The organism is Gracilimonas sp., assembly GCF_017641085.1.
GTDB lineage: Bacteria > Bacteroidota > Rhodothermia > Balneolales > Balneolaceae > Gracilimonas.
This window is the reverse complement of the sequence record NZ_JAEPPI010000001.1, coordinates 252,684-265,258: the sequence shown is the minus strand read 5'-3', so window position 1 is coordinate 265,258 and position 12,575 is coordinate 252,684. Positions and strand designations below refer to the sequence as shown.

At 43.4% G+C, this 12,575-nt stretch carries 10 protein-coding genes; 3 read left to right on the top strand and 7 right to left on the bottom strand.

Features of this window, described 5'->3' with window-relative positions:
• Positions 1 to 6: 6 nt before the first annotated feature.
• Genes JJ941_RS01080 through JJ941_RS01070 form a run of 3 tightly spaced genes read right to left on the bottom strand, consistent with a single transcriptional unit; the run spans position 7 to position 1,735 of the window.
• Positions 7 to 510, bottom strand: coding sequence for a phosphoheptose isomerase (locus tag JJ941_RS01080; protein ID WP_290961226.1), 504 nt, complete (start codon positions 508 to 510; stop codon positions 7 to 9).
• A gap of 13 nt (positions 511 to 523) precedes the next feature.
• Positions 524 to 1,549 (bottom strand): VWA domain-containing protein, encoded by a 1,026-nt coding sequence (locus JJ941_RS01075; RefSeq protein ID WP_290961223.1) that lies wholly within the window; start codon positions 1,547 to 1,549, stop codon positions 524 to 526.
• A 60-nt stretch (positions 1,550 to 1,609) separates the two neighbouring features.
• On the bottom strand, positions 1,610 to 1,735 hold the full coding sequence (locus tag JJ941_RS01070; RefSeq protein WP_290961220.1) for a hypothetical protein: 126 nt from the start codon (positions 1,733 to 1,735) through the stop codon (positions 1,610 to 1,612).
• 67 nt (positions 1,736 to 1,802) lie between these two features.
• Here JJ941_RS01070 and JJ941_RS01065 point away from each other — a divergent pair, with 67 nt between their 5' ends.
• Positions 1,803 to 2,102 carry a GIY-YIG nuclease family protein gene (locus tag JJ941_RS01065; RefSeq protein ID WP_290961193.1) on the top strand — a complete coding sequence of 100 codons (300 nt, stop codon included), beginning with the start codon at positions 1,803 to 1,805 and terminating at the stop codon, positions 2,100 to 2,102.
• 280 nt (positions 2,103 to 2,382) lie between these two features.
• Here the strand turns inward: JJ941_RS01065 and JJ941_RS01060 are convergent, their stop codons facing one another.
• Both JJ941_RS01060 and JJ941_RS01055 read right to left on the bottom strand, forming a co-directional pair.
• Positions 2,383 to 3,618, bottom strand: coding sequence for a DegT/DnrJ/EryC1/StrS family aminotransferase (locus JJ941_RS01060; RefSeq protein ID WP_290961188.1), 1,236 nt, complete (start codon positions 3,616 to 3,618; stop codon positions 2,383 to 2,385).
• A 6-nt stretch (positions 3,619 to 3,624) separates the two neighbouring features.
• The gene (locus JJ941_RS01055) at positions 3,625 to 4,647 is read right to left on the bottom strand and encodes a Gfo/Idh/MocA family oxidoreductase (RefSeq protein WP_290961186.1); all 1,023 of its coding nucleotides are present in this window, start codon (positions 4,645 to 4,647) and stop codon (positions 3,625 to 3,627) included.
• 569 nt (positions 4,648 to 5,216) lie between these two features.
• Here JJ941_RS01055 and JJ941_RS01050 point away from each other — a divergent pair.
• Positions 5,217 to 7,667, top strand: coding sequence for an SLBB domain-containing protein (locus JJ941_RS01050; RefSeq protein WP_290961181.1), 2,451 nt, complete (start codon positions 5,217 to 5,219; stop codon positions 7,665 to 7,667).
• A 474-nt stretch (positions 7,668 to 8,141) separates the two neighbouring features.
• Here the strand turns inward: JJ941_RS01050 and JJ941_RS01045 are convergent, their stop codons facing one another.
• Positions 8,142 to 9,317: a nucleotide sugar dehydrogenase gene (locus tag JJ941_RS01045; RefSeq protein ID WP_290961178.1), complete on the bottom strand. Its 1,176-nt coding sequence runs from the start codon at positions 9,315 to 9,317 to the stop codon at positions 8,142 to 8,144.
• A gap of 122 nt (positions 9,318 to 9,439) precedes the next feature.
• Here JJ941_RS01045 and JJ941_RS01040 point away from each other — a divergent pair, with 122 nt between their 5' ends.
• Complete coding sequence (locus tag JJ941_RS01040; protein WP_290961175.1) at positions 9,440 to 9,952, top strand: hypothetical protein; 513 nt, start codon at positions 9,440 to 9,442, stop codon at positions 9,950 to 9,952.
• A 1,096-nt stretch (positions 9,953 to 11,048) separates the two neighbouring features.
• Here JJ941_RS01040 and JJ941_RS01035 read toward each other — a convergent pair.
• Positions 11,049 to 12,380 carry a nucleotide sugar dehydrogenase gene (locus JJ941_RS01035; RefSeq protein WP_366069215.1) on the bottom strand — a complete coding sequence of 444 codons (1,332 nt, stop codon included), beginning with the start codon at positions 12,378 to 12,380 and terminating at the stop codon, positions 11,049 to 11,051.
• Positions 12,381 to 12,575 lie beyond the last annotated feature (195 nt).

Here is a 12,575-nt window from a genome sequence, read left to right as displayed (position 1 = left end):
TATGAATTACCGGCCGAAGTCATCTTCAAGCCGGACGATATCGTCTTCATCAGAAGGGTTTTCTGCATCCACATGCTGCCATATTTCTGCGATAATCCCCCATTTGTCAAGCCCAACTAATCGGTGGCGTTCGCCTTTTTGGAGGGTTATCAGGTCTCCTGACTTATATTCAAGCACTTCTCCCTGTTCATCCGATTTACTTCGAACTACGCCTACCGGGCCTTCAACTACCTGCCACATTTCAGCCCGTCGATGATGATATTGCCAGGAAAGTCTTTTACCCGGTTCCACCAAAAGAATCTTGGGGCTTATTTTGCCGGAGATATTCACATCACTCATTTCAACGTCATCATCAAAATAGGTATCGATAAATTTTTGAGCCTGATCCTCATCAATCACAAAAAAACCACCCCAGGGACGATTCAAGTCATGAGCTTTTATCTCAAACCCCTGCTCTTCCAATTTCTTTTTCGACTTGTTGAATAGCTGTTCTTTTTCCGTAGAACTCATTTTATGTAACTAATTATTTATCGTTTGAAGTAGAATAGGATGGAATCAACACATAGATGCATAAAAATAAAAGTGCCAATGCTCCCATCCACTGGTACTGGTTTTTGTAATCGGCGTACTCCTGACTGGCAAATTCTCCTTTCTCCAATTCATCCATTCGTGCAAGAAAGGAGTCAATACCATCATTTCCCCGCTCTATGGAGTAATAATCTCCGTTTCCGGCGTTGGCGATACTTCTGAGTATTTGAGGCTGAAGCTCGGTGGTGACCACCCTCCCATCATTATCCCTTTTATATCCAATTAACTCCCCGGTTCCTTCCTCGTAAAGAGGAATGGTGGTTCCGTCTGTGGTTCCAACACCCAGGGTATAGACAGAAATATCCTCCTGAACCAATGCGTTCAAAGCCTCATCATACGACTGGCCATGATCTTCCCCATCCGAAATAATCAGCAGCACCTTAGCCGCTTCCGTTGCATTTTCTTCCAGAGCATTAAACGCTTGCAGTGCCGTTTCCATAGCTGATTTAAAATCGGTAGCTGAACTCGGCATTTGCTCGGTGTCAGCAATGTCAAGGAAAAGGCGAAGAGCAGAATAGTCCAGCGTCATCGGGCTTTGGAGGTAAGCTTCGCCGGTAAAAACAATCAGCCCGACACGATCACCACGAAGTCTTTCAATCAGCCGGTTGATCTCAAATTTGGCTTTTTCCAGTCGGCTTGGGCGGACGTCCTCCGCATTCATACTGGCTGAAAGGTCCAGAGCCACCAGCATATCTATTCCCTGGCGTTTTACTTCCCGAACTTCGGTTCCGATTTTAGGTCCGGCCAGTGCTGCTATCAAAAAAAACATTCCTGCCAGCATGGAGATATTTTTCAGCCGGTTACCCAAAGGCCAAAATCCTTTTCGGAGTGTAGAAAATAATTCACTGCTGAAATACTGCTTCTTCCACCTGCGCACCCTTCGGGATTGCCACCACATCAGTGCAATGAGGGCAGGAATCAATACAAGCAGCCACAAAAATAAAGGTTGTTCCCAGATCATAGATTCAAACTTTTAGACTCCTAAGATAGAGATTTCAAAGCGTTTGTTGCAGTAATAAAATTATAAAAATCCATCTTCCTCTGCGAGCAGTGCAATGAGTGAAACGAATACACTGCGTGGCAGTCTCGACTCAATGGCAATGCGTTTTAACTTCCCCAACTCGATTCTGCGAGATTGCTTCGTCATTCTCCTTCCTAAGCCTACATCCAAAAAATTGCTTCCTCGCAAAGGGATACTTTTATTACATTGAAAAATGGAGCTAGATAAGCATTACTATATTTATATAATGACCAACAAAAGAAATACAGTTCTTTATACTGGAAAGACTGAAGATATTGTAAAGCGTGTATGGGAGCATAAAAATAAAGTCGTTGATGGATTCACCAAGAGATATAACATAGATAACTTGGTTTATTATGAAGTCTTTGGTACAAATGATGAAGCTTCGCAACGAGAAAAGCAGATAAAAGCTGGCTCAAGAAAAAAGAAGATCAAATTAATTGAGTCTCTCAACCCAGAATGGAAAGATCTATCTGAAGATTTTGATTTTTAAGCCCATCAGAAATTGTTAAGAAGCTTTATTCAACATCCCAAGTCGATTCTACGAGATTGCTTCGTCATTATCCATCATAATCCTGCATTCAGCAACCTATTTCCTCTCAAAAGGCTACATCTGCGAGCAGTGCAATGAGTATTTGAATACACTGCGTGGCAGTCTCGGTTATGAGGCAGTGACTTGTCTAGCACCCCAAGTCGATTCTCCGAGATTGCTTCGTCATTATGCATCCCAATTCTACATTCAGCATCCCATTTCCTCGCAAAGGATACGACGATTACCCCTTCACCGCAGCACTCACAACCTCTACAACTTTCTCAATTTCTTCCTCTTTTAGTTCCGGGAAAATGGGGATTGAAATGGCTTGTTTGGTGGCACAATGAGAAACCGGGCAATCTTTAGGCTGGTATCCAAGGTAAGCAAAACACTCCTGCTCGTGAAGGGAAACCGGGTAATATACAGAGTGACCAATATTATGATCTGATAAAGCCTTCGCTATTTGATCTCTTTTACTGGATCGAATAGTGTACTGATGGTAAATATGCCGGCCATTGTTATCTTTTGAGCCTGTTGTTTCTATCGGGGTGATGATCTTATTTGGATTGAGTGAACACCCGCTGCCCCCCATTTCCACACAACTTTCCGAGCAATCTCCCAATTCACCGGAAACACCTGCCTCTTCAAAAAGTCGGTTATATAGATAAGCAATTTCTCTTCTTCGTTCCGACCATTCATCCAGGTATTTGAGTTTTACGGAAAGAACGGCGGCCTGTATTGTATCCAACCGACTGTTGATGCCCACCAGACTATGGTGATACTTCGGTTTGGCTCCATGAAGTCGAAGGATATCCAGTTTTTCAGCAAGCTTTTCATTCTTCACCGTAACCAAGCCCGCATCACCAAAAGCTCCCAGGTTCTTGCTTGGGAAAAAACTAAAACATCCAAAATCACCCACACTTCCTGCTCGCCGACCTTTATATTCAGCTCCGATTGCCTGGGCAGCATCTTCAATTACCGTAAGATTATATTCTTCGGCGATATTCATGATCGGATCCATATCCGCCATTTGTCCGTACAGGTGAACCGGGATAATAGCCTTAATTTTCTCACGCTCAGGGTTCAGTTTTTTAAATACCGGATGCTCTCCTTGCATAAAGCGCCGTACCTGCTTCGGGTCAAGGTTATACGAATCCTTCTCGATATCCAGAAAAACCGGGATACCTCCAATTCTTGAAATAGCACCGGCCGTGGCAAAAAAAGTAAACGGCGAGGTTAACACATAATCACCGGGCTGCAAGTCGATAGCCATAAGGGCCAGCAATAAAGCATCCGAACCGGAAGCACAGCCATACGCATGATTAGCGTTACAGTATGCCCCTACTTCATTCTCAAATGCTTTGACTTCATCCCCCATAATGAAGTATTGGCTTTCCAGCACCTCATCGATAGCCGTTTTAATCTCCCCTTTTATAGAATCATATTGCCGATTTAAATCAAGTAAAGGTATAGACATGACGTTTTATCCCTGAGCCGCTTTATAAATTTGTTCAATGATACTTACTACTTTCATTCCTTCAAAGGCGTTGGCTGTGGCCTCGCTTTTTCCGTTCAGCGTTTCCACCACGTTTTCAATTACATAATGATGATTGGCCGCGCTTCCTTTAAACGGGCCATAATCGTTGGGAGGATTGGTTCTGGCCAGCACCGGCATTTCATAGTCTTCGATGTGGCAATATTCTACTTCATTCATGTACTGACCTCCAACTTTGAAGCTACCCTTCGTGCCAATTACGGTGATACTGCTTTCCATGTTTTTATCCCAGCAGGAAGTGGAGTAGTTGATGCTACCCATACCTCCCTTCACAAACTCAAACTGGGCAAAACCGGAATCATCAAAATCTTTCAGGTTAGGATGAGTGAAGTTTTTTATAATCGATTTTGGCTGTTTAATATCCCCGAATACCCAGTACATCAAATCCACAAAATGGCTGAATTGGGTAAATAAAGCTCCGCCGTCCAGATCTTTAGTTCCGCGCCAGCTGTTGTCTCCGTAATACCGTTCATCCCGGTTCCAATAGCAGTTCACCTGAACCATCAACACATCCCCAATTCGTTTTTCATCAATCACTTTCTTCATCCATGCTGAGGGCGGGCTGTATCGGTTCTGCTTAACTACAAACACTCTTTTTCCTGAAGCCTCTTGAGCTCCTATCACATCCAGGCAACCCTCCTTAGATAAACCCATCGGTTTTTCAATTACCACATGATAGCCGGCATTCAAGAGCTTCACCGCATATTCAGTATGAAAACCATTGGGTGTACAAATACAGACCACATCACTTTCACCGCTATCTTCTCTCAGAAATGAGGAAACTGAATCATGCTGTACAGCCTCAATCCCAAGCTCTGAAGCTCCCTCCATTTGCTTGGCAACTGTATCTGTAATCGAAATTAACCGACTATGCTCATATTCATGAATTATTTTGGCATGACGTTTACCAATTCTGCCGAATCCAATAACTGAAAAGCTTATTTCTTTCATAAAATCATTTTGAAATTAATGCATTCGAAGGTAACGAAATTGTTGAATTCAAACCATCTGAGATACTATACTATCAGAGCTATTATTCTGTACTTGATGATTTATTTCTTACCTGCCCGAGTACTTTTATTGGAGTCCTTTCCCCTTACCAAGGGGAAAGACAGATAGGGGTCTGTATGTATCGGCACAGTTACCTAATTCTACCATCACATTTTTGAACCATGATTTGCAGGATTATCGGATTTCCTTGATTACCCCAATCTATCCTAAAAATCCTTGAATCCCGAAAATCATGGTTCAATACACGTATCCCTTTCCTCTAAACTCAGCTTATCCCAGCAAAATCTTACTAAGGCGTCCTTTCCCCTTACCAAGGGGAAAGACAGAATGGGGTCTGCCCGCTAAGGCTCAAACTTCTCCTCTAATTCCCAACAATATCTTCTTCCTGATTCAGCACCTCGCTTTATTTTATAGTCATTGATTTTGTTCTTTTTAATGTTACTCTTTCACCCAAAAAACCTTATCATTAAGGCTCTTAAACATTCCCCATTTAAAGGACATTATCTTACATGTTAAAGCGTATTATTACACTCCTGTTTGTAGCTTTAATAACTATATCAGCACAGGCACAAAACTTCGGTATTGATTTTGAAAACATCAGAGTTGACGACTTAAGCAATCAGCAGGTCATGCAACTCTACGAACGCATGCAGGAACGAGGACTAACGATTTCAGAAGTTGAGTCTTTGGCAATTGCACGTGGAATGAATCCTTCTGAGGTGAGCAAACTCCGGTCAAGGATCAACAGTGTTCGATCTTCTATGAGCGGGTTGAATCAAGAGTCGGAAGCTTCCAATCAGGGGCGACTAAGATCCGGAAACGCATCTAAAAGCTTAACAAATCGATCGCAGGGACTAAGGCCTGACACCCTCGACGTACTCTTAGATTCCAAAGAAAGGGACACTTCTGACGTATTTGGATCGGATATCTTTTCCAGCCAAAGCATCACCTTTGAACCCTCACTCAATATCCCCACCCCAAAAAACTATACACTGGGACCCGGAGATGAACTTTTTATCGACATCTGGGGTGCAGCGGAAAAAACGTATCAGCTGGTGATAAGCCCGGAGGGATCTATTCAGATAAGTAATGTGGGGCCTATTGTACTTAACGGATTGACGATAGAGGAGGCTAAAGAACGGCTAAGCAGCAAATTATCTACTATTTATTCTGGGCTAAAAGGCTCCAACAAAACGACCTACATGCAGGTTACTCTTGGGGATATCCGAAGCATTAAAGTCAGTATAGTTGGAGAAGTGAAGGCTCCGGGCACATACACTTTAAGCTCGCTTTCTTCTGTATTTAACGCCCTTTACGCTGCCGGAGGACCAAATAAGGATGGTAGTTACCGCTCCATTAAAGTGTTGCGTGACGGCAAGGTCCACCAGAACGTTGATTTGTACAAGTTCCTGGTATCCGGTGACCTTTCTGACAACATCATTCTCAAAGATCAGGACATCATTAAGGTGAACCCTTATGTAAACCGCATTACGGTAAAAGGGGAAACCAAAAATGTCGGACTTTTTGAAACTCTTGAGGGAGAGACATTCAATGACCTGCTGGAATATGCCGGAGGATTCAATCAGTTTGCTTACAAGAAAAGAGTAAAACTGGAGCGGAAAACCGACACGGAAAAACGAATTGTGGATATCGCCTATCCGGAAAATGGAAATACCGTACTTCGATCCGGAGACATCGTAACCGTTGGAAGGATTCTGGACCGATATGAAAATAAAGTAACCATCAAAGGCCCTGTTTTCCGCCCCGGCGAATATCAGCTGGAAGAAAATCCCACCCTGAGCAAGCTCATTGAAAATGCGGAAGGTCTGATGGGGGATGCCTTTATGGAGCGTGCCGTGATTTACCGTACTCAAAAAGATTACAGCATTGAAGCTATTCCGGTGAACCTGAATCATTTAATGAGTGATACTTCGTCGTCAGAAATAACTCTGGTTAAAGATGATGTGGTACAGATTTCATCCATATTTGATTTAAGAGAATTGAGAACGGTTAAAATCAGCGGTTCTGTTCTTAATCCTGATACGTATAAGTACGTTGAGAACAGCTCTCTGAAGGATCTGATTTACCAAGCAAACGGGTTCAAAGAAGAAGCCGCTCCCTATAATATTGAGATTGCCCGTCGCATTCCTGACGCTGGGTCTGGTGAAATGAACAATCAAATCGCCGAAATCATTACGGTTAATATTGAAAACGGACTGGCTTTCGATGATAAACTGGATGAAGTAGAATTGCAGCCCTTTGATCAGGTTTTTGTCCGAAAATCACCTTCTTATGAAGTTCAGCAAACCGTACGAGTTACTGGTGAAGTCATGTACCCAGGCGAATATACCATCAGCAACCGTAATTTCCGGCTAAGTGATCTGATTGAAAAAAGCGGCGGACCTACTGATTTTGCCTATGTGGAAGGAGCCTCGTTAACCCGAAATTATGGTCAGGACATAGAAAACCTATCCATCAACCTGGAAGATTCCGTAACTACCCAACAGGTTGAATCCCTTTCTCAGGTGGGCATTCAACTTCAGGAAGCCCTCCGCAATCCGAATTCTGAATACGATCTGTTGCTCCAGCCGGGCGATGTGATTGAAATACCTAAGCGTTTACAAACGGTACAAATTCGGGGCGAGGTATTGTATCCTATAAATGCCCGCTATGAAGATCGGCGTTCATTCCGAAGTTATATCAGCGCTGCCGGTGGATTCACTGAACAGGCCAATACAAAGAAAGCATATATCGTTTATGCCAATGGAGAAGTAGATCGCACGAAGAAATTCCTGTTCTTTAAGTCTTACCCTGATGTAAAGCCGGGATCAGTACTTATCATTCCTCCTAAAGAGCAGCGGGAACGCCTTTCTGCGCAGGAGCGGATAGCGATATTATCAACCATTGTTTCCATGGCGGCTATTGTAACCAACACCATTTTCCAGATCCGACGGAATTGATAGGTTAGCGAATGTACAGTAAGCGAAGGGCTGAACCCCTTCGCTTGTGTACTGGAAGACAGCCAAGTCTTTTAAACACCCGTCATCCCGTACCTGCCTACCGGCCGGCAGGCAGGCGTAGCGTAGCGGAGATACGGGATCTCCATAAACGACTTCTGAACCTAACCAAGGAGATCGCGGGTCCAGGCCCGCGATGACATGTTTTGTTAGCCGTCATCCCGGACGCAGTGTAACGGAGATCCGGGATCTGGTTTTTTACGGGGCAAGGATGTTAATTACCACCCCAATCCAGATAATAGAGATTCTTCACTTCGTCCCGACTACTCGGGACTGCGTTCAGAATGACAGAAGCATTATTAAACAGCCTTATGCTGCTTTTAGCAGCAATGCCTTTCAGGCATGTTTGTTAACCTTACCCATATAAACAACTTCAACATTGAATGTTGAATGTTCACTATTCAATGTTCTATACCCCTAATCTGTCCCAAACAAGTCTCTGGTGTAAACCTTGTCTTTAACGTCGCGAATTTCATCCACCATCCGGTTGGCCACAATCACTTCGGATATTCTCTTGAATTCATCCAGGTCTCTGATCACCCGGGAGTGATAAAACTCATCTTCCTCCAGGTAGGGCTCGTAAACAACCACTTCAATACCCTTAGCTTTGATTCGTTTCATAATTCCCTGAACCGCACTTTGCCTGAAATTATCCGAGCCTTGCTTCATGACCAAGCGGTACACCCCAACAATTTTGGGATCATTCTTCCAGATTTGTCGGGCGACAAAGTCCTTGCGTGTAGAGTTGGCATCCACAATAGCACGAATCAGGTTATTAGGCACATCCTCAAAATTAGCCAGTAGCTGTTTAGTATCTTTAGGCAGACAATATCCGCCATACCCGAAAGAAGGATTGTTATAATGGTCTCCGATTCGTGGATCCAGCCCAACGCCCTCTATTACCTGGGCGGTGCTCAGATCATGCGTTTCGCAATAGGAATCAAGCTCATTAAAATAAGCCACACGCATGGCCAGGTACGTATTGGAAAAAAGTTTAATGGCTTCAGCCTCGGTATTGTCGGTAAAGAGAACCGGAATTTCATCTTTATCTTTGGCCGCTCCTTCTATAAGTAAATCTGCAAATACCTTTGCCCGATCCGATTGCTCACCAACTACTACACGTGACGGATATAGATTATCATGTAGCGCTTTACCTTCCCTCAAAAATTCAGGTGAAAACAGAATATTATCTGTTCCAAATTTTTCTTTTAGCTCCTTGACATATCCCACAGGAATGGTTGACTTGATAACCATCACCGCATCCGGGTTTATCTGTAAAACATCAGTGATTACCGCTTCTACCGACTTAGTATTAAACTCGTTAGTCTGCGGATCATAGTCCGTCGGAGTTGCAATGATGATGAACTCCGCACCCTCATATGCTTCTTTGGGATTCAAAGTTGCCGTTAAGCTTAAATCATCTCTCTCTGCCAAAAAATTTTCTATTTCGGGATCCGTAATTGGTGACTTTCTGTTGTTAATGAGTTCTACCTTTTCTTCTACAATATCAAGAGCTACCACTTCATGATTTTGTGATAATAAAACAGCAAGTGATAGTCCTACATATCCGGTTCCGGCAACAGCAATCTTCATGTTCAATTTTTTTCTGATTTATGATAAGGCCACAAATATAGAAGTTTTATGACTTTCAAACTTATACTAAACTTGGTATTGTCTGTGGCACATAAAAACACTTGAGGTGAAATAGTTATTCTATGAAAGCTAAAAAGTACCTGATTAAAGCAGTACTGATTGCAGCATATGTTCTTTTTCATATATACCTGCTCCGGCCGGTACGTACAGCAATTTTTCAATATCAGGTTGATGAAAAACTGGTTGAGTCGGTTCAAGAAAGTCAATATCTATCCTTTCAAAAGCTGGATACTCGCCTGGCTGTTTTTGAATATTCAGAAGGGAATTCCGAGAAGTTGTTCTTTTACAAAGTGCCCTTCGGTTCTTTCTTTTTCCTGGGGATGATCGGACTTATTCTGATTGGAGCAGACAAAAAGTTTTTCATTGTTTTGATATCAGCCCATAGCGTTATCCTGATCTCTGCCTCATTTGTTCTTATGGTGGATATAGTTCAAAACCTCAGCGCTCTTCATATCCTGGATTTTCTCTCAACCTACCTCGCTCCTTTATCTGCTCTTGGAGTTATCCCGCTTTCGTTGTTTTATAAAAGAAATAATCATGTATCCAACGTTGAGAACTCATTAGCGAAGGGCTGAACCCCTTCGCTTGTTTACTGGAACACAACCTGCTCTTTACCAACACCCGTCATCCCGTACCTGCCTACCGGCAAGCAGGCGTAGCGTAGCGGAGATACGGGATTTCCATAATCAACATCAATCCCCAATCAAGGAGATCGCGGGTCTACGCCCGCGATGACATAAAATCGAGCTGTCATCCCCCTGCTTATGCCGGTATCTGCTTCTCAAAAAGGATGAGTACGTTAATGCACATCCCAATTCGATTCCTCGATCTCACTTTTCGATAATCGGCACTCCTTCACAAGGAGACTTACTTACGTGGCCTACTTCTCCTCTTAGCATTTGAACCATGATTTGTGGGATTAATGGATTTCATTGATTACTCCTACTCTATCCTGCCAATCCGTTAATCATAAAAATCATGGTTCAAAGTAATGCACTTTCCACATCAACTTCCCTGTAACAACCAATGAATCTTACCAAGGCGTCCTTTCCCCTTCACCAAAGAGGAAAGACAGAAAGGGGTCTCTATGTGATGGCAAGGCCGTTGTTAATCAACTCGATTCTGGAAGAATCTTCACAAGCTTAACCAACCTCACTGTTTATTGGACCTCGTGATGACCCTTCTCCCGAGCATTCGGGATCAGGATAACTCATTCGCGTTGATTGGATCAGTTGCCATGTTAGGGAGATTGCCGCGTCGTTACACATCCCAAGCCTATACTCAACATCGAAGGCTCCTCGCAAAAGTATCCATCTGCGAGCAATGCAATGAGTGAAACGAATACATTGCGTGGCAGTCTCGGGGTATTGGCGAATACGTTGTTCAACATACCAATTCGATTCTGGGAGATCCCGGTTCTGCACCTCCGCTCCGCTACGGCTTGCCCGGGATGACTGACTTTTTATAGAATGAGTCATCGCGGGTCCAGACCCGCGATCTCCTTGGTACGGGCAACGTACTTCCCAACGGGTTGTAAAATAGGCATCCTGATCCCTGGCAACACGGTCTCCTCGCTATAACAGGTTTTTAATTGGAGTAGAAAAGGATTTTAACGCCTATTTAAAGCTTAGAACTACTAACACCTTGCCCCTACTAAAACCTTACACCTCTCTAAGCTTTAAAAATATGTTTGTCGTCCTTAGGCTTCACTCCCTTCATCGCATTCCGGGTATCAATAATACAATCATTCCATTCAGCAAGCTCGGAGTAATCAATAGTTGAGTGATTGGTAGATATGATCACAGCGTCATACTCAGAAATGATTTCCTTCTTCCATTCTATGGATTTATTGCCCGTCCATTCTGCATGTTCACGTGTGGGTAGTACTTCAGGGATAAACGGATCATAATAAGATACTTCAGCACCCACTTTCTTAAGCAGATCGAAAATCTTGAAAGTAGGAGATTCCCGCATGTCATCTACATCCGGTTTGTAAGCCAGTCCAATGACCAACACCTTACTCCCATTCATTGCTTTTTTATGCGTATTCAACGCTAGCATAGCCTGGTCGATCACATATTGAGGCATATTGGTATTCACTTCCCCGGCCAGCTCAATGAAACGAGTGTGTTTTTCGAACTCGCGAGCCTTCCAGGTCAGGTAAAATGGGTCAATGGGGATACAGTGCCCGCCTAATCCTGGGCCGGGAGTAAATTTCATAAAGCCAAACGGCTTGGTATCTGCAGCATCCAAAACTTCGTGCACATCAATTCCCATAGATTCATACACCACCTTAAGTTCATTCACCAAGGCTATGTTTACAGATCGGAAAATGTTTTCAGTTAACTTTACTGCTTCCGCTGTCTTACAATCTGTAACCGGCACTGTTTGAACAATAGCCGTATCGTACATGGCCGTCGCTAGTTGCAGAGCTTCTTCCCCATGGCCACCTACTACTTTCGGGATCTTAGCGGTATTAAAATTTGGATTGCCCGGATCTTCTCGCTCAGGGCTATAAGCCACGTAAAAATCTTCTCCGGCTTTAAGTCCAGAGTTCTTTTCCAGAATAGGAATCATCAATTCCTCAGTAGTTCCTGGCCATGTAGTGGATTCCAAAATCACCAGTTGCCCTTTTCTCAGATGTTGTGATACCGTCTCTGTAGTTTGTTCCACATAACTCATATCCGGCTCGCGGTGATGATCCAGGGGAGTTGGAACACAGAGTAAAATGGCATCTGCTTCATCCAAGCGGGAGAAATCGGTGGTAGCGTCACAACGGTCAGATTTGGACAATACCTCCATCATCTCAGATCCAAGGTGCTTGATATAAGGCACACCGTTATGCAGGTTATCTACCTTTTTTGGGTCTATATCATAACCAATTACCGGTAAACCAGCTTCATGAAAAGTCCAAAGCAGAGGCAGTCCGACATACCCCAAACCAATGATTCCAACTCTGTATTCTTTGCCTTTAATTTTTTGAAGCAAATTGTTTAAGCCCATTTGAGTAATATCTTTTGCTGACTTTAATTTTCAGACAAATGTACAGAGATTTCAATTCTTTAAGAAGCTTGATTTACAATTTCGGCTTCTCCTCCCGGGAGGGTAACTGTAGACAGGCGCAACCGAAACTGATACACCATCGCACAAGTGGACAGGGTGTTATTAAACATTCCAACCCGATTCCCCGACCTCTCT

Excerpts from the sequence above, each read along its gene's own strand:
- JJ941_RS01080 (WP_290961226.1), bottom strand. The coding sequence starts at position 510 with ATGAGTTCTACGGAAAAAGAACAGCTATTCAACAAGTCGAAAAAGAAA.
- JJ941_RS01075 (WP_290961223.1), bottom strand. The coding sequence starts at position 1,549 with ATGATCTGGGAACAACCTTTATTTTTGTGGCTGCTTGTATTGATTCCT.
- JJ941_RS01070 (WP_290961220.1), bottom strand. The coding sequence starts at position 1,735 with ATGACGAAGCAATCTCGCAGAATCGAGTTGGGGAAGTTAAAACGCATT.
- JJ941_RS01065 (WP_290961193.1), top strand. The coding sequence starts at position 1,803 with ATGGAGCTAGATAAGCATTACTATATTTATATAATGACCAACAAAAGA.
- JJ941_RS01060 (WP_290961188.1), bottom strand. The coding sequence starts at position 3,618 with ATGTCTATACCTTTACTTGATTTAAATCGGCAATATGATTCTATAAAA.
- JJ941_RS01055 (WP_290961186.1), bottom strand. The coding sequence starts at position 4,647 with ATGAAAGAAATAAGCTTTTCAGTTATTGGATTCGGCAGAATTGGTAAA.
- JJ941_RS01050 (WP_290961181.1), top strand. The coding sequence starts at position 5,217 with ATGTTAAAGCGTATTATTACACTCCTGTTTGTAGCTTTAATAACTATA.
- JJ941_RS01045 (WP_290961178.1), bottom strand. The coding sequence starts at position 9,317 with ATGAAGATTGCTGTTGCCGGAACCGGATATGTAGGACTATCACTTGCT.
- JJ941_RS01040 (WP_290961175.1), top strand. The coding sequence starts at position 9,440 with ATGAAAGCTAAAAAGTACCTGATTAAAGCAGTACTGATTGCAGCATAT.
- JJ941_RS01035 (WP_366069215.1), bottom strand. The coding sequence starts at position 12,380 with ATGGGCTTAAACAATTTGCTTCAAAAAATTAAAGGCAAAGAATACAGA.